Origin of the sequence: Paraglaciecola sp. L3A3 (assembly GCF_009796765.1) — a bacterium.
Classification (GTDB): Bacteria; Pseudomonadota; Gammaproteobacteria; order Enterobacterales; family Alteromonadaceae; genus Paraglaciecola.
In genome coordinates this window covers 4548648-4571302 of sequence record NZ_CP047023.1, presented here as the reverse complement: position 1 = coordinate 4571302, position 22655 = coordinate 4548648, and the positions used below count along the sequence as shown (strand labels likewise).

The 22655-nt window shown below is 39.9% G+C and carries 12 protein-coding genes and 1 pseudogene; 7 read left to right on the top strand and 6 right to left on the bottom strand.

Features of this window, described 5'->3' with window-relative positions:
• Positions 1 to 15: 15 nt before the first annotated feature.
• Complete coding sequence (gene pgi, locus GQR87_RS18825; RefSeq protein ID WP_158972045.1) at positions 16 to 1659, bottom strand: glucose-6-phosphate isomerase; 1644 nt, start codon at positions 1657 to 1659, stop codon at positions 16 to 18.
• Between the two features lie 247 nt (positions 1660 to 1906).
• Positions 1907 to 2860 carry a transaldolase gene (gene tal / locus GQR87_RS18820; protein WP_158972043.1) on the bottom strand — a complete coding sequence of 318 codons (954 nt, stop codon included), beginning with the start codon at positions 2858 to 2860 and terminating at the stop codon, positions 1907 to 1909.
• A 318-nt stretch (positions 2861 to 3178) separates the two neighbouring features.
• On the opposite strand from tal, the gene yaaA reads away from it, so the two are divergent.
• From yaaA to GQR87_RS18785, 7 genes and pseudogenes are all read left to right on the top strand, one after another.
• Positions 3179 to 3955 (top strand): peroxide stress protein YaaA, encoded by a 777-nt coding sequence (gene yaaA, locus GQR87_RS18815; protein ID WP_158972041.1) that lies wholly within the window; start codon positions 3179 to 3181, stop codon positions 3953 to 3955.
• Positions 3956 to 5152: 1197 nt separating this feature from the next.
• Entirely contained in the window at positions 5153 to 8464 is a 3312-nt protein-coding gene (locus GQR87_RS18810) for a TonB-dependent receptor (RefSeq protein WP_199271645.1), read from the top strand.
• A gap of 130 nt (positions 8465 to 8594) precedes the next feature.
• Positions 8595 to 10145, top strand: a complete 1551-nt coding sequence (locus GQR87_RS18805) for a tryptophan halogenase family protein (protein WP_158972039.1) — start codon at positions 8595 to 8597, stop codon at positions 10143 to 10145.
• Entirely contained in the window at positions 10142 to 11620 is a 1479-nt protein-coding gene (locus tag GQR87_RS18800; RefSeq protein ID WP_158972037.1) for a tryptophan 7-halogenase, read from the top strand. Before GQR87_RS18805 ends, GQR87_RS18800 begins: the two co-directional genes overlap by 4 nt.
• Positions 11621 to 11665: 45 nt before the next feature.
• On the top strand, positions 11666 to 13168 hold the full coding sequence (locus GQR87_RS18795) for a tryptophan halogenase family protein (RefSeq protein ID WP_158972035.1): 1503 nt from the start codon (positions 11666 to 11668) through the stop codon (positions 13166 to 13168).
• A gap of 55 nt (positions 13169 to 13223) precedes the next feature.
• Positions 13224 to 13796: pseudogene (locus GQR87_RS22565) on the top strand (DUF6445 family protein).
• A gap of 40 nt (positions 13797 to 13836) precedes the next feature.
• On the top strand, positions 13837 to 16368 hold the full coding sequence (locus GQR87_RS18785; protein WP_158972031.1) for an exo 1,3/1,4-beta-D-glucan glucohydrolase: 2532 nt from the start codon (positions 13837 to 13839) through the stop codon (positions 16366 to 16368).
• Positions 16369 to 16486: 118 nt separating this feature from the next.
• Here the strand turns inward: GQR87_RS18785 and GQR87_RS18780 are convergent, their stop codons facing one another.
• From GQR87_RS18780 to GQR87_RS18765, 4 genes are read right to left on the bottom strand one after another with little or no spacing between them, the layout of a single operon-like run.
• On the bottom strand, positions 16487 to 17986 hold the full coding sequence (locus GQR87_RS18780) for a tryptophan halogenase family protein (protein ID WP_158972029.1): 1500 nt from the start codon (positions 17984 to 17986) through the stop codon (positions 16487 to 16489).
• A gap of 25 nt (positions 17987 to 18011) precedes the next feature.
• Positions 18012 to 19529: a tryptophan halogenase family protein gene (locus GQR87_RS18775; RefSeq protein WP_158972027.1), complete on the bottom strand. Its 1518-nt coding sequence runs from the start codon at positions 19527 to 19529 to the stop codon at positions 18012 to 18014.
• Positions 19526 to 21040 (bottom strand): tryptophan 7-halogenase, encoded by a 1515-nt coding sequence (locus GQR87_RS18770; RefSeq protein WP_158972025.1) that lies wholly within the window; start codon positions 21038 to 21040, stop codon positions 19526 to 19528. Before GQR87_RS18770 ends, GQR87_RS18775 begins: the two co-directional genes overlap by 4 nt.
• 43 nt (positions 21041 to 21083) lie before the next feature.
• Entirely contained in the window at positions 21084 to 22595 is a 1512-nt protein-coding gene (locus tag GQR87_RS18765) for a tryptophan halogenase family protein (RefSeq protein WP_158972023.1), read from the bottom strand.
• Positions 22596 to 22655: the final 60 nt, after the last annotated feature.

The following is a 22655-nucleotide window of genomic DNA, read 5'->3' as shown; positions in this document are numbered from 1 at the left end:
CTCGAATCTCGAATCTTAGCTATTCGCTTTTCTAAATTTAGCGATAAGTTGATTAGTTGATGCATCAAAGTTTAGTTCTGCATCTGTGTTAACTAGCTTGTTTAATACTTGGTTGCCTAATTCTTTACCAAGCTCTACACCCCATTGATCAAATGAGTTCACACCCCAAATAGCACCTTGCACAAACACTTTATGTTCATATAAAGCAATCAAAGAACCAAGGGTTTTTGGATCAAGCTTATCGAACAAGAAGGTATTGCTAGGTTTGTTGCCTGGCATAGTTTTGTGTGTGGCTAATGATTCTAGCTCATCATCGCTTAGGCCTTTTGAGGCTAAGTCAGCTTTACACTCGTCAAAGGTTTTACCTTGCATTAAGGCTTGAGTTTGACCAAAACAATTAGAGGCTAACATGGCATGATGCGTATCATCTTGATTAGGCACATTTAAAGGCAACATAAAATCAGCAGGAATTAATACTGTACCTTGGTGAATTAGTTGGTGGAATGAATGTTGGCCGTTCGTGCCTTCACTACCCCAAATAACTGGGCCTGTTTCGTAGTCTGTGACTGTTTTATCGCCAGAGACACGCTTACCATTACTTTCCATGTCTAACTGTTGTACGTAGGCTGGAAAGCCGCGTAGATAATGATAATAAGGTAGCAACACATGACTTTGTGCGCCAAAGAAGTTGATATACCAAACACCTAGACTAGCTAAAATCATAGGTAAGTTCTGTTCAGCAGGGGCTTTTTGAAAATGTTCATCCATTTCAAACGCACCTTGTAACAAAGCACGGTAGTTGTCATAACCAATAGTAAGGGCGACAGGTAAACCAATCGCAGACCAAAGAGAATAACGACCGCCAACCCAATCCCACATAGGAAAAATATTGTCTTCAGCCATACCAAATTCGGTTGCGGCTTTGATATTTGAAGAAACAGCAATAAAGTGTTTCGCTATGTCTTCTTGTTTACCACCGGCTTTTAAGAACCAAGCTTTAGCGGTTAAGGTATTTTGTAATGTTTCTTGGGTGCTAAAAGATTTAGACGACATCACCACTAAGGTTTCTTCGTGATCAACAGACGCTAAAACATCTTGGATATGACAGCCATCGACGTTGGCTACATAGTGCACTTTTACACCTTTAAACCAATAAGGTTTAAGGGCTTCAGACATAATTTTAGGGCCTAAAAATGAGCCACCAATACCGATTGCGACAATTTCTTTAAGAGGTTTTCCGGTATAACCTTTTAGCTCGCCGTTGTGAACACTGGCCACAAACTTTTCAATTTTTTGCTGACAGGCTAACACTTCTGGCATCACGTCTTCGCCATCAACCAAAACAGGCTTACCAGAAAAATTACGTAATGCGGTGTGTAATACTGCTCGTTTTTCGGTGTGATTGATAATTTCACCAGCAAACATTGCATCACGTTTTTCAGCTACCTGACAATCAGTCGCAAGTGATTGTAGTGCTGAAATAACTTCATCAGTTACTAGGTTTTTTGAAAAATCTAATTCGATACCACAAGCTGATTGGGTGTATTTTTCTGCTCTTTTAGGATCGGCAGCAAACCAATCTCGCATATGTTGCGTTTTTACTTGTTCTGCTAGGCTTGCTAATTGTTGCCAAGCTGGAGATTCAGTCAGTGCTGTCATGAGGTTTCCTTAAATGTAGGGCGGTTGTAAGGACATAATCTTTATCCTTGAAACTACACGTTTATTGGCTGCGATGCTGACGGGCTGAAGCCAGACCTACATAGGTTGAATGTAGGTCGGTATTTAAGCCGTCATGTCTCATGGGATTTTGCCCATTCGCCGGCGTGTAACTCAAATGATTTTGGGTATATACAATTATAATGACAAAAAAGCGCCGCAGAACGACGCTTTTTTTAACTAATTGAGCTTATAAATAGCTTTTTAGTAGCGTTTCTAATTTAACTTGGTCGATAGCGAAGTTACGGATACCTTCAGATAACTTTTCAGTAGCCATCGCATCTTGGTTCATGTCCCAACGGAACTGAGCTTCAGTTAAAGGAGCACCAGGTGTTTTAGTTGCGCCTGTGTCTTTTAACTTAAGAGGTAATGCCCCTTCAGCTTGAGACAAATCTTCTAATAAACCAGGGCCAATTGTTAAACGGTCACAACCAGCTAATTCTGTGATTTCATCAGTGTTACGGAAGCTTGCGCCCATTACTACTGTTTTATAACCGTGTTCTTTGTAGTAGTTATAAATCTTAGTAACAGAAACCACACCTGGATCTTCAGCAGGAGCGTAGCTGTCTTTACCTGTTTTAGCTTTGTACCAATCTAAAATACGACCAACAAATGGCGAGATTAAAAATGCACCAGCTTCGGCACAAGCTTGTGCTTGAGCAAAACCAAATAATAAGGTTAGGTTACAGTTGATGCCTTCTTTTTCTAAAACTTCTGCTGCGCGAATACCTTCCCAAGTAGAAGCTAATTTGATCAAAATTCGGTCTTTACTGACGCCGGCTTCATCATATAGCGCTACTAGTTTATGTGCTTTTTCGATGCTTGCAGCAGTGTCGAAAGATAAACGTGCATCAACTTCAGTTGAGATACGGCCAGGTACGATATTCACTATGTCTGTACCAATAGTGACAGATAGCTTGTCGCCAGCATCGATGATTTGTTGTGCTGGATCAGAAGATTGCTCTTTTGCCCAAGCAACAGCTGCTTCTAAATGCGACTTATATTGTGGCATTTCAGCGGCTTTTAATAACAAAGATGGGTTAGTGGTCGCATCAACAGGTTGATACTTTTTAATGGCTTCGATATCGCCTGTATCCGCTACAACTGTAGTGATTTCGCGTAAAGCTTGTAATTGGTTAGACATATAATCCTCTATGTTAGTGGCATTTTTGTAGGCTATAGCTTGGCAAACTTGTATGCAATCTCAAAGAAATAAGGCAACTATCTTATGTCTTATCAAGCTTAGCTAATTGAAAATTAAATTATGGTATCTGTACAGGGTATAACTGTTAAAAAATGCTTGCCAGTAAAACTCGCACAATCGGCAACAAAAATAACAGTAAAATGATAAGACGTAACGGTTTTTAGGTAATTTAACTAAAACTTTAATAGATTTGCTTGTATTCGCCAGTAGCTACCTCATATTAGTTATTGTTAATTTACCTAGATAGGATTTATTTAAATGTTAGTTGTGATTTCACCCGCCAAAAACCTTGATTATGATACCCCGCCAGCAACTAACCTCTTTACTCAGCCAACTATGTTAGCTGATTCTGAAACCTTGATTGAACGTTGTAGAAAACTGACCCCTGCGAATATTTCATCTTTGATGAAAATCAGTGACAAACTCGCGGGCTTAAATGCTGATCGATATGCCAGTTGGCAACTACCTTTTACCTCCGAAAATGCCAAACAAGCGGTACTAGCATTTAATGGTGATGTGTATTCTGGCTTAGATGCCAGTAGTTTTACAGAAAACGATTTTGAGTATGCCCAGCAACATTTACGTATTTTGTCTGGTTTGTATGGTGTATTACGCCCTTTAGATTTAATGCAGGCCTATCGGTTAGAGATGGGCACTCGCTTAGACGTAGAGCAACACAAAAACTTGTATCAATTTTGGGATGACAGAATAACCAACAAATTGAATCAAGCGATTGAAGAGCAAGGTGATAATGTTTTGGTTAATCTTGCTTCAACTGAATATTTTAAATCAGTAAAATCCAAATTATTAAATGCCGAGATTTATACGCCCGTTTTTCAAGATTGTAAAAATGGCCAGTACAAAGTGATTAGTTTTTTTGCAAAAAAAGCCCGTGGGTTGATGGCTAGGTATATCATTCAAAATCGCGTCACTGATATCAGTGAATTAAAACGCTTCAATAGTGCAGGCTATCAATTCTCAGCAGAAAAAAGCCAAGGTAGTGAATTAGTCTTTACTCGTGACGAGCAGAAATAGACTGGTACTTATTGTTTGGCTCATTCAATCGGCATTATCAAAATTGAGCCATAATACTTTGTTAGCAAGTGTTATGAAAAACAAAAATCAATTTGAGGTGACTATGCTTTCTTTCAATATATTTCGTGTATTTGGACTCCCTACTAAGCTTGCTGTGGCCATATTTTCACCCCTGTTGACAGTATTAAAAAGGCATTGGCCAATCCCAACAATATAACTCACACTTTACATAACCTGAGTTCTGGATAAGAAGTATCGTTCAAGCTAAATATTAACAATATAGTTCAATAGCTTAATCACATTCGTCCATATCCCTGACCCGAATGCTCACTCGGTGACGAAATTTTTCGTGGATAGCAAGGCGGATTGTCTTACGTCATAACGTGTTATCAGGGACTGTTAATCTTTTCAGTATAAATTTTGTTGTAACTAAACGCTTTTTAATCGCGGCGCTGGTTTACTCTAGGCATCCTGCCTTACGCTAAAGCCAGCAAAGCTGTTTAAAAACACTCCCGATGTTTTTGTTTAGGCCTAATGGTGGATTAAGTCAAAAATCAACAACACAAATAATGTATGGAACATTTTTGAATAGCTTTAGCTAGCCTGCTTGCAGGTGAACTACATGGATGTAGTGAATAAAGAGTCCTATGTGTATAGGACGACCTACTTTCTTTAAAACATAACAAGCAGCGTTTGTGCGGTATTTCTACTTCACAATCGTGATTCATTGTATAAATAGCGCACAACTCACTGTAAAAAATATAGAGAAGGTCAATAGCCCCAGGACAATCCAACGCCGCTAGGCACAAAAAGAGCGTTATCGAGAGGTTCGGCTTATCCAGTATTCAGGTTATTTAATAAATCTTTATGAGTTTATTCATGAGAAATATTATTACCACTTTGATTCAATTAAGTTTTTATTAACTAGGCTTGTAGTTAATTATTCTGCAAATAAGATGGAAATAAATGTTAACTAGTTGTTGCAAATGTTTGACTGAAATCGTTTTCATTGGCATAGTAGTCAAACTAAGATAATAACAATGCAAACTATTTATAAAAACATCTGTTCATTTGTAACCGTTTTATTTGACGCTAATTGAACACAGTTCCATCGATATAAAGGTTGTTGGAAACATTTCTACTAGAGTTACAGCTGATTGGTTGGATGTAACTCTTAACATACAAGAGGTAACATTTATGACTGCACACAATAAAAAGAATTACACTCCAGTCTTCAAAAAATCTCTAATGGCTTTGGCTATTATGGGAATTTGTGCGACTGCCACAGGACAAGAGGTCGAAGCTACAGATGAAGATGCTGAACTAGAGGTAATTCAAGTTTCGGGCACACGTGCCAATCTTTTAAATGCTCAAAATTTAAAACGTAATGCTGAAACTGTTGTTGATTCTATTACCGCTGCTGATATTGGTTCTTTACCAGATCGGAGTGTTTTAGAAGCCATTCAAAGACTACCTGGTGTGTCAATTGAGCGTTTTTCTGGTCCTGATGATCCAGATCATTTTAGTGTTGAAGGTTCAGGTGCCATTATACGTGGTATGACCCAAACTCGCTCTGAATTTAATGGTCGTGACTCTTTCACTGCAAACTCAGGTCGAGGTTTGTCTTTCCAAGACGTATCCCCTGAGTTGATGGGGGGGGTTGATGTATATAAGAGCCAAACTGCCGATATGATTGAAGGTGGTATTGGCGGTACCATTAGTTTACGAACTCGTAAACCATTTGATGCGCAAGGCCGAGTGTTTGCGTTTAATGCTGATTACTCTTATGGAGATATTGCAGAAGAAGGGAGCCCTACATTTTCAGTTCTTTATAGTGATCGCTGGGAATTGGATAGCGGCGCAGAATTTGGTTTGCTAATCAATTATGCAAAGTCTACTTTAAACGGCGCTTCTGAGGGTATTCAATCTGATGCCTATGTACAATATAACGCTAGTGAGCTTGCTGGCGCAGAAGATTTTGTAGGTGATGGTTCTGGTAAAGTATGGATGCCAAATGGGGCTAACTTACTCCAAAAAACAGACCATCGTGAACGTGAAGGTTTTTCTACAGCGATGCAGTTTGAGAGTGCTGATGATACAGTTTTAGCTAGCTTCCAGTATATTCGTTCTGATGCCACTTTATCTTGGCATGAACAAGCAATTAAATATCAAGGTGGCTATAAGCAAAATTTAGCTGGAGAAAATGCTTCCCGACCATTAGAAGGAACTCAGTTTGCCTTTGATGATATGGGACGTTTTGAATCTGGCACCATCACTCAGGGCGCTGGTGGCTGGAGAGTTGCTGATGGTAATGTTGATCATGTACCTAGAGCATGGGGAGATAACGCAGCTAATCAATGGGGACATATAAACCAATTTGAAAGCCGTGTAAAAGACACCAGTAATCTAGTAGAAGATTATTCATTTAATGTGCGTTGGTTGGCGACTGATAATTTAACGTTAACAGGCGATGTACAGTATATCAAAGCCGATACCCAAGATGATGACGTGTTGATTAGCACGGCTACCTTCATTGCTCAAGAATATGATTTAACAGGTGGTAGTCCTACCGTAGCCTTTTTAGAGCCTTGGTTAGGTGCTCGTGATGCAGATCCTGATGCCTTTGCAACAGGTTATCCTGGTTTCTCAGATGATCCTGCCGGTGATAGTAACTACTTTAACGACCCCAATTCATACTTTTTGCGGTCGGCGATGGATCATTACGAGCGGTCTGAAGGTGATTCTATTGCAGCACGTTTAGACGGAAAATATTTTCTAGAGGATGCCGGTATTCTTAGTTCTGTTGAGATGGGGGTTCGTTACGCAAAACGTGAACAAACTATCCGTAAAACTGGTTGGAACTGGGGAGCTTTAGGTCCTGAGTTTAGTGGTGCAGCACCCGCATCTTGGTTAGCGACAACACCTGAAATTTCGGCAGATTCATATGAAAGTGTTGATTGGTCTGATTTCATGGGCGGAGATGCTGCAAATATTCCAGGTAATAAAACTATTCATCTAACGGAAGATTATGTTCGTTCAGTGATCGCTGGTGCTAGACCTTATCAATCTGCTGCTGGTGACTGGGTACCTTATCCCGATTATGACGATGTAGACGCTGAATTTGGCTTGTTTTCACCTAGTGATGTGAGCAATACCATAGAAACCAATAAGGCTCTCTATGTAAAATTAAACTTTGAGAGTGATGACGATATTCGTTATAGCGGTAACATTGGTTTACGTTATGTAGAATTAAAACGTGATGCATCTGGTTTTGTTAGTTTTCCTGATTTAGTTCCTGGAGAAGGGCTCGCACCGCCGGCATCTATTGGTGATGTGCAACTAACTCCTGAAATTGTAACTAATTTTATTATTCAACAAATTACCGCAGATCCTAGTTTAACTGTTGCTAACGTAATTGAAGCCAATGCTTGGATTAGCGAACAAAATAATTATTTACCTGACGCATCAAGAGCTTTTGGTAACAATTATAGAGAAGCTTTAGCTGCCGAAAAAACATTCAAAATGTTTTTACCTAGCTTTAATCTTAAACTGGAGTTAAGCGATGAGTTAATCGCGCGTTTTGCTCTATCGAAGGCTGTAGCATTACCTGATATTGGCGATATTACTAACTATTCTTCGCTTGGTGCCAGTGATATTACTACTGTAAGAGCTGGAGGACCTATCGATCCAGAGAATCCACCAGAACCTGAAGATAATTTACTGCTAGAAACTTATGTTGGTTCATGGACAGGCAGTGGTGGAAACCCATTATTGGAGCCTATGGAATCGGTTCAATATGATATTGGGTTAGAGTGGTATTTTGCTGATGTCGGGCAGTTGAGTGCAACCTTGTTCCATAAAGATTTAAGTAATTATTTTATTCAAGGTGGTTTCCCTCGTTCTTTTACTAATCCGTCTAATGGAGAGGTACAAACTGTGTTGGTTTCGACAACAACAAACGGTGGTAAAGGAACTATGGATGGTTTAGAACTAGCCTATCAACAATTCTTTGATAAGTTACCTGCACCATTTGATGGCCTAGGTGTACAAGCGACTTATACCTATATTGATGCTAGCGGTGTGCCGAATAACGAAATTGAATACGAGGACGAATCTTGGGCAGGTAAGCCAGATGAAGATCCTGGTGTGCGTATCACCTTAGATAATGTGCCATTACAAGGACAATCTAAGCATACTGCTAATTTTGTGGCTATGTATGAAAAAAATGGGTGGAATGCACGTTTAGCATATAACTGGCGCTCTAAGTACTTGTTAACTACTCGTGATGTCATTAGTAAAGTACCATTATGGTATGACGATCATGGTCAGTTAGATGGATCTGTTTTTTATAAGGTCTCGGATAATATTACTGTGGGCATTCAAGGGACCAATATGACTAACTCGGTATCTGAAACTATCATGCAACTTTCCAATGAGGGATTAGAAGCTGGTCGGTCATGGTTTGAATCGGATCGCCGCGTTGCTTTGGTGGTACGTGGTAATTTCTAAATAGGTAGTTACCTATATAAAATGCGCTCTGGGTGATCAGAGCGCATTTTTGTTTATATCAATCAATATTTGCCTCAGTAATTTGTTATACAGTGTTAATTTCTGTGCTCGAAGGTTAATTCTCATTAATATGAAAAAAAAGAAAATAGTTATTGTAGGAGGTGGTTCTGCAGGTTGGATGACCGCAGCTGGACTGTCTCAATTTTTACCTAAAATGCAATTTGAAATAACCCAAATAGAATCAAATATGATTGGCACTGTTGGTGTGGGTGAAGCAACTATTCCACATATTCGTCAATTTAATCAGATGCTTGGTATTGATGAAAATGAATTTATGCGTGCTACCGGAGCAACCTATAAATTAGCGATTCAGTTTACCGGTTGGGGTAGTAAAGATAGTAGCTATATGCATCCCTTTGGCCATAGTGGCCATGATATTAATGGAATTAATTTTCATCATTATTGGTTGCATTTACAGCAACAACAGGGGCTTAAATTAGCTGAATTTGATCAGTATTCTATAGCTGTAGTTGCGGCACAAAAGAAAAAATTTCAATACCAACAACAAAATCAAAATGCGTTGTTAGATGACTACAGTTACGCGTTTCACCTAGATGCCACCTTATATGCTAAATATCTTAAATCTTACTCTATTAAACGAGGTGTCAGGACAATCGAGGGTAAAGTTACAGTGGTTAACCTTGCTGATGATAGTGGTGATATTCAGTCTGTTCAGCTGGAGTCGGGACAAAAGATAGAAGGCGATTTATTTATCGACTGCTCTGGGTTTCGAGGATTATTAATTGAAGAGGCGCTTAAAACAGGTTATCAAGATTGGACTCATTGGTTGCCTTGCAATAAAGCATTAGCTGTTGCCAGTGAAAAAACAATCGATCCACCTCCTTATACTCGTTCTGCTGCCAAAAAAGTGGGTTGGCAATGGCGGGTACCTGTTCAGCATCGAACCGGTAATGGATTAGTATTTTGTGGTGATTATTTATCTGATGATGAAGCACATGCAATTTTGCTCGATGGTCTTGAAGAACCGGCATTATCCGACCCAAGGTTGTTACGCTTTACTACAGGCAAACGTAATAAGTCATGGTCTAAAAACTGTATTGCGATTGGGTTATCAGCCGGTTTTTTAGAGCCACTCGAGTCTACAAGTTTGTATTTGACGCAAATAGCTATTCAAAAACTGATCGAATTTTTTCCTGCTGACAAAATTAACGATGTTGAGAGAAACGCTTTTAATCGACACTTGGACACTGAATATGAACGGGTTAGAGATTTTCTAATTTTACATTACAAACTAAATCGACGTAATGATTCAGAATTTTGGCGTTATTGCCAAAATATGCCTATACCCGATTCTTTGCAGCAACAGATGACACTTTTTCAACATAGTGCTCATATCTCCACTTACCGCCAAGGTTTATTCATGCCTGCGAGTTGGTTGGCTGTGTATTTAGGTCAAGATAGTTTACCTCTCCATTATGATCCTCGAGTGTTGACTTACCCCGTTGAAAAGCTGCAGTATTATTTAAATAAAATGGCCGAGCAGGTTTCTCAAACAGCTAGCGAAATGCAAAACCACAACATAGCGATTCAAAACATTCAGCGAATTGGTTTTAGTGCTTACCCTAATGCTGCACTAAGTTTATATGGAGGCAGAATATGAATGAATCTATGTCAATCAAACATATTGTGTTAGTCGGTCAACATTTACCTTTGATGATGTCAGCTGTGATCTTATCCTCACAACTTGCAGACCAACCAGTGCGGATAACTGCTGTTGAAATTAAAGGGGGTGATACTGGACAGGTTGAATCCACTGGTAGTGAATTTATGTCATTGTGCAATATATTAAAATTGCCATTTAAAAATATAATGCAGCAGTGTAAGGGAACATTTAGCCTTGGGCAGCGGTATATCAACCAGCAACGTGATTGGTTTGTTTCCTATGGTCATTTTGGGATTCAAGGTGAAGATAATGAATTTGTACAAGGTTTATTGAGGCTTAAGCGAAGTGACCCGTCCATACAATTGGAATCTGCGAGTATTGCGGCCCATGCTGCAAAACAAGGAAAGTTTGCTATTCCCCCAGCTAGTAGACCTGATTTACAACAAGCTTTAGATTTTGCTGTTAATTTAGAAGCAAATAACTATGAAAAGCAGCTAAAAGAATTTGCTTTAGCACGTAAGGTCACTTTTATAAAAGCTAATAGTTTTTCTGTTAACTGTGGGGCTGACTTTGATATTGAAGCAATTACACTCGATGGACAACATGAGCTAACTGCTGATTTTTGGATTGACTGTAGTGGTGATTTGACTCGTTTTATGGCTAATCATGATGAGGTGACTACTCAGAGTAATGACTCTTGTTGGGATAAATACGCAGAGTGTCTGGTAGATGATAAAACTTGTCTCGATCAACCATATAATCAGTTGCATGTTACACATTGGGGGTGGTTGAAAATACTCCCGTTAGCAGAGCAGGCTTGTGTCCAGCTCGAGTATAATAGCCAACAAGTGAGTGAGGTTGAAATCAATCAATGGCTTGCTGATTATTTATCGTTGTCGGACTCAAAAGTTGAGTTAATCGTACATCGAAAAAATAAGTTTAAAATGAACGCCAAAGCTTGGCAGGGCAACTGCTTATCAGTTGGCAATAGCAATGTAAGCATGAGTAAGTTGTTTTTTTCGGAACTGTATTTCGTGCAAGCTGCATTGGTGCAGTTTTTGGGAGTATATCCTTCACTTGGCGATAATAATGTCAGTAAAATTTGGTTTAATAATCAATGGCTGCAATTTATTGCTGAGGCAAATGATTATGTGCAGTGCCATTATGCGTTTTTAGAGCAAGGATCTCTTGTTAGCGCTTCGATACGCTCAAAAAAATTGCAACAGCGATTGGATTTGTTCCAGCGCTTAGGGCGTTTGACCACGTCAAATACTGATGCTGTTAGTGATGTTGCTTGGAATGGATTGTTGGCTGGAATGGGGATTATTCCTCAATTATCGAGCTTATATTTATCGAATATGAGTAATGAGCAACTTCATGACTCATTGAATAAAATTAAATTATCAATCGATAAACTTGTGGCCGGAATGCCCCATTATCGAGATTTTTATCATCAGTTTAATCGTTCATAAGTCGATTAGTGTTATGCAACCCATGATGTGGAGCATGTATTAAATATGCAAAATAATAAGATAAAAAAAATATTAATTTTGGGCGGCGGAACCGCCGGCTGGATGGCTGCTGCGGCACTGTCTAAAGTTTTACGTCAAGAGTTTTGTGAGATACGTTTAGTGGAGTCAGAGCAAATTGGTACTGTTGGTGTAGGGGAAGCCACCATCCCGCAAATTCAACTTTATAATCAACTTCTCGGTTTGGATGAAAATGATTTTGTTCGTAAAACTCAGGCTACCTTTAAATTAGGTATTCAATTTGTTAATTGGAATAAAAAAGGCAGTAGTTATTTCCATGCTTTTGGTGATGTAGGTAAAGATATGGAAGGGGTACATTTCTATCAATATTGGTTGAAAATGCGTGCATTAGGCAAAGCTGCCGACATAGATGAATATACATTAACTGCTTCTGCATGCCATGAAAACCGTTTTATGCGCTCTATCGATGCGGGTAATTCACCGCTGTCTAATATTGCTTATGCTTTTCACTTCGATGCTGGCTTATATGCTAAATATCTACGTGAATTATCTGAGAGTAATGGAGTGATCCGTACAGAAGGCAAAGTAGTGAAAACTAATTTGCGTGATAGTGGATTTATTCACTCTGTGCAGCTTGATGATGGCCAAGAGTATCAGGCTGACTTTTTCATTGATTGTTCAGGTTTTCGAGGCGTGCTAATTGAAGAGGCTCTGCATACAGGATACGAAGATTGGTCACATTGGTTACCTTGTGATAGAGCTGTTGCAGTACCTTGTGCCAGTGCTGGTGAACCTTGGCCATTTACTCGTTCTACTGCACACAAAGCTGGTTGGCAATGGCGTATTCCTTTACAAAACCGTATTGGCAATGGGCATGTGTATTGCAGTCAATTCATGTCGGATGAAGAAGCTACCCAAATTTTGTTAGATAATTTGGATGGCGAACCTTTAGCTGAGCCTAGAATATTGAAATTTGTGACAGGTAAGCGACGTAAAAGTTGGAATAAAAATTGTTTGGCATTAGGGTTGGCTGGCGGTTTTATGGAGCCCTTGGAATCTACTAGTATTCACTTAGTTCAGTCTGCGTTGTCTAAACTGTTTAGTTTCTTCCCAAATAAAAACTTTGATCAAGAAGATATCGACGAATATAACCGCCAAATCGATTTTGAGTATGAACGTATTCGTGATTTTCTGATTTTACACTATTACGTAACAGAACGAGATGACTCCCCTTTTTGGAAATATTGCCGAACTATGGACGTGCCTGTTGAGCTCACCCAAAAGATTGAACAATTTAAACGAAATGGCCGTATTGCTCGTTTCAATAATGAGATGTTCAATGATCTTAGTTGGTTTGAAGTGATGTATGGACAGGGGATCGTTCCTGACTCTTATCACGCGCTGGTAGATATTTTTAGCGAGGAAGAGCTACATAATCGAATGGAAGGAATAAAGTCAGTGGTTAATAAATCAAAAAACTATATGCCTTCACACCAAGAATTTATTAATCAAAATTGCAAGGCAAAATAGGTGTTGTTACTAACAACGATCGAAGAATATGTTGAGCAATAAATTGAGTTAAGAAGTGCTGCATATAGGCCAAGAACAGCAACCTATTTTAGTGATAGATAACGTTGTTCAGGATACCAGTAGTTCAATTGATTATGCCATGACAAAAAATGATGTGGCACCTTCTGTTAGTCATTATCCTGGACTACGTTCTGTCGCCCTTAAATATTATGGGGTTATGCTAAAAAAGACTTATCTGCATTGTTGTGTTCGGTTTTGTATATAGAAGCGCAGCAACTGGATAAAGTTGATAGTTATTCGTCATTATTTGTGTGATGCCGAACATGGTGGTAGCTATTTTTACCATCATCGAGATAGTGGTTTTGAGTTTATTGGTGAATCACGTATTCGTTCATATCAGATTGATCTAAAAGGTGAAATTCCACAATATGGAATGCCTTGTAAATCGTGTTATATTAAAATTGAAAACGTTTTCTTTTAACGTGCCATATCCGTGGCAGTAATATTTAACCGAGCAGTTATCTATCGATGCTCCAGTTTACATTCGGGGGATATTTCCGCGAATTATAAATTTGACATGAATCCATATACAGAGCGTTTCATGATCGCTTCTTTTATATATAGTTAATTGTGGTGACACTAAAAGTTAACTATAAGCAGGATGTAAAATGCAAAAAAAATTACTTGTTTTACCTTTAGTGGCTGTATTTATTAGTTGTAATCCAACAACTGTTTCTAAGTCATCTCAGCATGATCAAATTGATAATAATGCTGCAGGTGTAATCCATCCTGAATTATGGCCTAAACAATCGTCACCCATTGCTCGTGATCCTGCTCAAGAGGCAAAAATTGCAGAGCTACTCGCTAAAATGACCTTGGAAGAAAAAGTAGGGCAGGTCATTCAAGGGGATATTGCCTCTGTGACCCCAGAAGATGTTAAAAAATATCATTTAGGTTCAATTCTAAATGGGGGGAACTCAGCGCCTAATGGTGATAACCGTTCTCCAGCCAAAGATTGGCTGCAACTGGCCGATGAATTTTGGTTAGCCTCTACTGACACCTCTGATGGTAATCTTGGTATTCCGGCCTTATGGGGCATAGATGCAGTACATGGCAATAATAACGTGTCAGGGGCCACTATCTTTCCTCACAATATAGGTTTAGGTGCGGCTAATTCCCCTGAGTTAATGGAAAAGATTGGCGAGGTAACGGCTAAAGAAGTGTTAGTGACTGGTATTGATTGGACTTTTGCCCCAACAATTGCGGTGGTACAAAATGATAGATGGGGTCGTACCTTTGAAAGTTATTCTGAAAAGCCAGAAATAGTTGCCAGTTACGCAGGTAAAGTGGTGGAAGGTATTCAAGGTGCAGTAAATTCTGCAGACTTTTTAACTAATGGGCATTTGTTAGCTAATGTTAAACACTATGTAGGTGACGGTGGCACAACAGATGGTGTCGACCAAGGTGAAACCTTAGCTAGCGAAGCACAGTTAAGAGATATACATGCCGCAGGTTATCCTCCTGCTATTCAAAGTGGCGCATTAGTTGTGATGGCGTCATTTAATAGTTGGTATGGCGAAAAAATGCATGGTCACAAACCTCTATTGACTGATGTGTTAGTGGGGCGAATGGGTTTTGATGGATTTGTTGTGGGTGACTGGAACGGTCATGGTCAAGTCAAAGGTTGTTCAAACACTTCTTGTGCCAAAGCCTTTAATGCCGGTTTAGATATGTTTATGGCCCCTGATAGCTGGAAAGGCTTATATGAAAATACCTTAGCGCAAGTTAAATCAGGTGAAATCAGCATGGCTAGATTAGACCAAGCCGTATCTCGAATTTTGCGGGTTAAAATGCGTGCCGGCTTATTTGAAGCGGGTTTACCCTCTAGTCGTCCATATGCCGGAAAATTCGAATTATTAGGCTCAGCCCAGCACAGAGAAGTAGCTCGAGAAGCTGTACGTAAATCACTGGTTTTATTAAAAAACAATAAAAATTTGTTGCCTCTCTCGGCTAAATCAAAAGTGTTAGTGGCGGGGGATGCTGCGGATAATATTGGACAACAATCAGGGGGCTGGACCTTAACTTGGCAAGGCACAGGTAACAAAAATTCAGATTTCCCTAATGGCCAGTCCATTTACCAGGGGATATCCGCTGCTGTTAATGCTGCTGGTGGACAGGTAAGCCTTAATGCCACCGGCGAATATGAAGAGAAACCTGATGTAGCGATTGTGATTTTTGGTGAGCAACCTTATGCTGAATTTCAAGGTGATGTGACTGACTTAGACTTTAAACCAGAACAAAGCTTACAAGTATTACGTGATTTACAAGCAGCAGGTATTCCTACTGTCAGTGTATTTTTATCCGGTCGCCCTATGTGGGTTAATCCAGAGTTGAATGCTTCTAATGCCTTTGTTGCTGCTTGGTTGCCGGGTAGTGAGGGATCAGGAGTTGCTGATGTGTTATTTAGAGATAAAGATGAAAATATCCAATATGACTTTGTCGGTCGTTTATCATTTTCTTGGCCGAATAATCCTTTAGATGTTGAACTGAATCATGGCAGTGCACCTTATCAACCATTGTTTGCTTATGGATATGGTTTGTCAGTTGAAGATAAAAAAGATATTCAGCTGATTGATGAAACATTAGATCCGGCCATAGTGAAAGAAAATAATAGCCGATTTATGTTTGCCGGTGACCCAGTGCAACCTTGGCGTTTAGTGTTAAATGATGCCGGTGGTAATACTCAAGTGAGCTCTAATGTTCAAGTCAGCTCTATGTCTAAATTACAAGTAAAAGCTGCGGATTATCAAGCCCAAGAAGATATTATTGAAGCCACTTGGAGCGGTGATGCTAATCTTTCAATCCAAGGCAACCCAGTAAATCTAGTGGCCTTGATGGAAGCAGGTAAAGTACTGCAGTTTGATTATAATTTGCTACAACATTCAGCCAGTAATGTTTCATTAGCTATGGGTTGTGAGCAGGGTTGTAATGGTACTATTAATGTCACTCAAGCCTTGAAAAACAAGGTAGGTAAAGGCTGGCAACAAGCCAATATTAAACTGAGCTGTTTTGTTGAATCTGCTGGCAATTTACAAGCTGTGACTTCGCCCTTTACATTACACTCAGATGCCGGACTGTCAATTCAACTCAGTGCAATTAAAATAGTCGATAACGATATGGGCGCGGTTTGTTCATTTTAATATTATGAATTAAACGAGTGTGGTTAGCTAAATTGGCCAACAACACTGGGCTTAATGAATAGATAAAAAGTAGCGGCTTATGCCGCTATTTTTTTATGACTCACAGTCCCTAGTTTATCTAAAGCTGTTTCGCCAAAAATTCCTCATGGGACGGCATGATGCTTAAGCATTTTTGTGTCACGGTATGAATTTCTGTCATACGCCTCTCCATTTCTTTTTCGTCTAAAAAATTGGCGATAGGATGATAACGTTGTGGGTGAATGCTTTGACCATTGAATATTGCAAACCAACTACTATGATTAAAAAACTCTTTGTCTTCACTGTATAAGCGCGCATTTTCTTTATAAATAGCGATACGCTTCTCTAACGACACCGGTATATCCATTTCCCGCACATAATTCCAGAACGGGCTATCGTGACGCGTAGTCGCTTTATAGTGCAGGATCAATAAATCTCTAACTTGCACGTATTCCTTATGAGTGGACTCGTTATAGAAATCAATATCGGCTTGATTAAATAACTTATCTGGGAAGTTAGTCATTAGCCTGGCAATAGCGGTTTGTATTAAGTGTATCGATGTTGATTCAAGCGGCTCTAAAAAACCCGAAGCAAGACCTATGGAAACCACATTTTTGTTCCACGGCTGCTTTCTAATACCTGTTTTAAACCTTAACTGACGAGGGGCTGAGATGGGGGCCGTATCAAGGTCTTTGTTGAGGCTTTCGATTGCATCCTGGTCACTTAAAAATTGACTTGAGTACACATAGCCATTTCCGGTTCTTGACTGTAGTGGAATACGCCACTGCCAACCTGCCGTTTTAGCCGTCGCTCGGGTGTATGGAGGAAGATCGGTCATACGTTTGCTGAGGCGCGTAACAGCACTATCGCAGGGCAAGTAATGTGACCAATCTTCATATCCCGTCTTTAACGTCTCTTCGATGAGTAAGCCCTTAAAGCCTGAACAATCAATAAACAAGTCACCTTTAATACATTCGCCATCTTCCAATGTGACCGATTCAATGTGGCCGGTGTTTGTTGCTTGGGTGACCTTAACAATTTTACCTTCGGTTCTAGTCACGCCATTTTTCTCAGAAAAATCTCGTAAAAAGGCTGCATACAATGCCGCGTCAAATTGATATGCGTACGAGAGTGCACTTAGAGGACTTCCCTGCAACTCTGGACGTGCACGCATGAATTTTCCTGCCTTGGCTGCTTGAACCTGTAGGTTAAATTCGTCGATAGGTTTGGCAGTACCCATTTTCTGTTGGCGTAACCACATATGATGAAAATGAATGCCTTCCATATCCAGACCATAAGGGCCAAATGAATGAAAATAAGACTCACCAATTTTATGCCAGTCAACAAACTCGATACCGAGTTTGAAGGTCGCATTGGTTTTTTTAATAAAGCTATTTTCATCAATGCCTAACAGCCGATTAAAGTACTGAATATGCGGGACGGTGGCTTCACCTACGCCTACTGTGCCTATCGATTCAGATTCAATTATTCGGATATTGATTTTTTTACTACCCAGCAGTTTCGACATGCCTGCAGCTGACATCCAGCCAGCAGTTCCACCACCGACTATGACGATATCTTTAACGTCCATACCTTGCATAAAATTACCTGCTTAAAATTAGAATTTAAATCGAAGAGCCTGCATAGTTTTTTATAAACTCGGCATGGGTTGGCATTTGCAAGCTTGTTTGTTGCATTGCGCGTTGCATACTTTGTAAGCTCTGTTCAATGTTTTGTATAGGCACACCAAGCAACATTGGCTCTGCTGTTTCAGGGTAAATGTTTTGACCCATCATTACGGCTACCCAGCTAGAAGTTGAGAATAACTCGTGGTCGTCTCTGAATACTCGTCCAGCGCACTGAAATAACTCCATTTTGTGTTGCAAAGAGTCAGGTATCGACATGTTTTTACAATAGCGCCAAAATTCGCTATCTGTGCGTTGTGTGGCTTTGTAATGCAATATAATAAAATCTCTGACTTGATGAAATTCACGGGTCATTAAACGGTTATATTCTTCTACTACTTTAGCGGGGGGCGTTAAAGACGGATATAACGAAATAAAGCGGCTGATCCCCTGTTGTATTAAGAAAATAGAAGTCGACTCCAATGGTTCTAGAAAACCGCTAGCAAGACCAATTGCCACACAGTTTTTATGCCAGAATTTATCTCGGCAGCCAGTGGTAAATCTTATGGTACGTGGGTCAGAAAGAGCTGGGGCATCAAGTCCTTGCATAAGTATATCTGTAGCTTGCTGATCATCCATAAAATTAGTGCTGTAAATATGGCCGTTGCCAGTCCTATGCTGAGTCGGAATGCGCCATTGCCAACCAGCGGTTTTGGCCATGGATTTAGTGTAAGGCAGTAACTCACCTTGACGTTCGCTTGCAACTGCTTGAGCACTGTTACATGGCAGCCATTTTGTCCAATCGTGAAAAGGCACGCCAAGTGTTTGGCCTAATAATTTTGATTGAAACCCAGTACAATCAAAAAAGAAATCACCCTCAACACGCTGATTGTTTTGCATAATAAGTGTAGAAATATTTTCAGTTTTCTCATTAAGCAATATCTGCTCGATACGCCCTTCGATTCGTATCACGCCGCGCTTTTGGGCGTAGTTTCTTAGAAACAAAGCGTATGCAGTGGCATCAAAATGGTAGGCATAACCAATTTGCGATAAGAGCGAGCGAGGATTATCGTTAGGTAGGGCAAACTTCATACTTTTAGCGGCCACCGCGCACATGCTGTATTCTTCTAAACCATTGGTGTTACCAGCTTGCCTTGTATGTAGCCAATATTGATGGAAATCAATACCGTTCATGTCTGCACCATGGTTACCAAATGGATGAAAGTATTTATCGCTAAGTTTACCCCAATCACTAAACTCTATGCCCAGCTTAAAAGTACCCTTGGTTGCCTTTAAAAATTCAGCTTCATCAATGCCCAACATGCGATTGAAGCTTATAATATCGGGAATGGTTGCTTCACCCACTCCAACCGTGCCAATTTCTTCAGATTCTACTAGTACAATTTGTACGTCATCAGGTCTTAGCATGCTTGATAGTGCAGCCGCAGACATCCAACCCGCGGTTCCGCCGCCAGCGATAACAATTTTTCGGATGCGATTGGTAGATGATTGATTCATGATTGTCTCTTTAAATAATTCAAAAACTTTTCTGTGTAGAGTGAACAGGGGGGGATTTTAGGCACCATGGTCACTATTGTATTTTGGGTTTGCAGTAAGTGCTGTTTAACATGTGTATTGTCTATGTTGTCACATAGACAATTTAGGCGCCTTGGAAAACGCTGCATACCAAAATGAAGTATTATCCAATCTTCGGCGTAGAAGGGTTCAAAGTCGTAGGAAACGATTAATCCACGGTGCAAATATTGTGCTAGTTTTCTATCGAGCAATGCTTGTGTATCACTATCAAGAACCGGATTTTGACTCTTAATTTGAACAGTGTGCTCATGTTGCGAAAAATGTCTGGTATCGGTCAATGCCAAGTTAAATAGTTTGGCGTGCTGAACGTCCAATCTATAGCGCCGATTGTATTCTTTTTGTTCCATGGTCATATTATTCGAGATGGGAATTAGCGCTAGAAGGCGTTCTATATCTAGCTTAAGCAATCTAAAGGACGCATTTGAAAATGGCTCAAGCACAGCTGCACTGAGGCTGATAGCTACACAATTACCTACCCAAGCTCGTTTTTTTTCACCAATATCAGCGCTAATTGATGCAATTGTGTTGGTAGACATTATATTTTCTGCAGGCGTATCTTTAACATTAACAGCTTGCAATATCTGGCTAGAATCTTGTAAATAAAGCGTCGACTGCCAAGAATTTCCATGTCCCGATACTAGGTTACACGGTTTCATCTGGGTGTCATTTTCGTTAGTTAAGAGCGACACGTTTATTTTAGAATCTACGCGTTTTTTGCTAGCCAAAGCGCTGATTAATTTAGCGTCAGTACCCGAACAGTCAATGAATAAATCGGCCTCAATGCAGGAACCGTCATTTAGTCGCAAGTTAGTAATATGCTCATCTGCGGCTTCGACTTTTAAAAGATCTGATTGGATCAGTTTTATCTTTCTCTGCTTAATTGTATTGAGTAGGAATAGTGCGTAACTTTGATAGTCAAAATTATAGCCATATTCAGCCCTAGACAATGGCGATGCTGGTTGATTTTGCGGTGGATGAGCAAACTTCTCATGTAAAGCGCACTGGGCGCCCGCTAAGTATGTTTGTAAGTCTTGTTTGTGTTTTAACAAAACTTGGTGGAAGTCAACGCCGTACATAGAGGTAAATGGCAAACTAAAGGCTTGTACCCAGTTAAATTTTGCTTCTGTCCAATTTTGATAATGGGTTCCAAAGGAAAAACTTGAATTGGTTTGTTGCAGTAACTCCGCCTCAGAAATATCCATTGCCAAATGCAGGTTATAAGCATCAGGCGTGCTTGTCCCCCCATACAAGACATCGCTGGGCGCCTGTTCAGCAGGTAATATCAGTGAAAGCGACACTTGATCTGCCAGTGTGTTATGGATTGTCAAAGCGGATATAAAAGCAGCAATGCTATGACCATATATCACGATATCTAGCTTTTTCGGATTCACTTTATTAACGGAGTTGGCCTTGTGCACTTCATTTTTATTCATATACAACATTCCTTACTACAATCTATACGATACATAGGCAAAGTCATGATATATAGCGATTCAAAAAGGCCCGGTGTTCTTCAGCCTGATGTAAACCTAGCTTGATATCTTCGCGCATCGCATTTGCTCTAGCGCGTATATGATCACCAACAAACGCTTGCACCCTAGGATCGACATTATGCGGTATCAAGTTTTGTCCAAGCAAAACTGCAACCCAACTTGGTGGTAAAAATGCGCCTATTTCATAGCGCTGAATGTAGGCGCGATGCATCCACAAATCTAGTTTTTCTTGCAGGCTATCAGGTAGTGTCATATTTTTAAAATATGCCCACATAGGGCTATCATTACGGTCGTTTGCAACATAGTGTAATAATAGAAAATCTCGAATACGCTCATATTCTAAGCCCATCTGAGTATTGTATTCTGTAATATCTAGTGCATCTATTGTGAGTGGAATCGAGCAGGTTTGTTGATCATCTAAGGCTGGAAATAGTTCGATTAACTTAGTAATGCCTTCTTGAATTAAATGAATAGAGGTAGATTCGAGTGGCTCTAAAAATCCTGCTGACAAGCCGATAGCAACAACATTGTTTTTCCAAAAGTGATTTCTACGGCCTGTTTTAAATCTAAGCTTGCGAGGCTCAGCCAACACTTTGCCATCCAATTGATCTAAAAGTGAGTGTTGTGCAGCGTCGTCACTAATAAACTGACTGCAATATACATGACCATTGCCAGTACGATGCTGTAACGGAATTCGCCAAATCCAACCTGCGTTTTTAGCTGTTGCGCGGGTAAAAGGAGTTAACTGTTCTGTACTTTCACAAGGTACAGCAATGGCTCGGTCACAGGGTAACCAAGTGGACCAATCTTGGTAGCCAGATTTTAGACTTTGCTCAATCAGCAAACCACGAAAGCCTGAACAATCAACAAATAAATCGGCACTTATAAGTTGGCCATTCTCCATGCTTAATTCTGAAATGTTGCCATTTGTTTCGTTTATTGAAGTGTTAACAACTTTTCCTTCTATTTTATTTACTCCAAGTTTGCATGAAAACTCCCGTAAGTATTGGGCATACAGGCTAGAGTCAAATTGATAGGCATAACCAAAAGAGTTTTTCAGATCTAGTGTGCCCACTTCTGGTATCTTGAATTTGTTAGATTTTGCCGCGGCAATACCAAAGGCGTAGTCCTCTAATTTACCAATGCCATTATCTTTTTGAGCTAATAACCAATACTGATAAAAGTCGACTGAATTTATTTTTTCGCCAAAATCACCAAAAGGATGCATATAGCGTTGTCCCTTGCCGCCCCAGTTAACAAACTCTATCCCCAGTTTAAATGTAGCTTTGGTTTTACGCATAAAATCGCGTTCGTCTATGCCTAGGGCCTGATTGAAAAATCTAATATGTGGCAAAGTGGCTTCACCGACCCCAACGGTGCCAATTTCTGCAGATTCAATAAGGGTAATTTGCAGCTTTTGCCTTGAGAATTTCTTTGCTAGGGCTGCCGCTGTCATCCATCCAGCAGAGCCACCTCCCACTATACATAAATGCATACTTCGACCTGTTTTTTATTACTAAATTTCATTTTTGTTTTCATAAATACCGCAAATTTA

Excerpts from the sequence above, each read along its gene's own strand:
- pgi (WP_158972045.1), bottom strand. The coding sequence starts at position 1,659 with ATGACAGCACTGACTGAATCTCCAGCTTGGCAACAATTAGCAAGCCTA.
- tal (WP_158972043.1), bottom strand. The coding sequence starts at position 2,860 with ATGTCTAACCAATTACAAGCTTTACGCGAAATCACTACAGTTGTAGCG.
- yaaA (WP_158972041.1), top strand. The coding sequence starts at position 3,179 with ATGTTAGTTGTGATTTCACCCGCCAAAAACCTTGATTATGATACCCCG.
- GQR87_RS18810 (WP_199271645.1), top strand. The coding sequence starts at position 5,153 with ATGACTGCACACAATAAAAAGAATTACACTCCAGTCTTCAAAAAATCT.
- GQR87_RS18805 (WP_158972039.1), top strand. The coding sequence starts at position 8,595 with ATGAAAAAAAAGAAAATAGTTATTGTAGGAGGTGGTTCTGCAGGTTGG.
- GQR87_RS18800 (WP_158972037.1), top strand. The coding sequence starts at position 10,142 with ATGAATGAATCTATGTCAATCAAACATATTGTGTTAGTCGGTCAACAT.
- GQR87_RS18795 (WP_158972035.1), top strand. The coding sequence starts at position 11,666 with ATGCAAAATAATAAGATAAAAAAAATATTAATTTTGGGCGGCGGAACC.
- GQR87_RS18785 (WP_158972031.1), top strand. The coding sequence starts at position 13,837 with ATGCAAAAAAAATTACTTGTTTTACCTTTAGTGGCTGTATTTATTAGT.
- GQR87_RS18780 (WP_158972029.1), bottom strand. The coding sequence starts at position 17,986 with ATGCAAGGTATGGACGTTAAAGATATCGTCATAGTCGGTGGTGGAACT.
- GQR87_RS18775 (WP_158972027.1), bottom strand. The coding sequence starts at position 19,529 with ATGAATCAATCATCTACCAATCGCATCCGAAAAATTGTTATCGCTGGC.
- GQR87_RS18770 (WP_158972025.1), bottom strand. The coding sequence starts at position 21,040 with ATGAATAAAAATGAAGTGCACAAGGCCAACTCCGTTAATAAAGTGAAT.
- GQR87_RS18765 (WP_158972023.1), bottom strand. The coding sequence starts at position 22,595 with ATGCATTTATGTATAGTGGGAGGTGGCTCTGCTGGATGGATGACAGCG.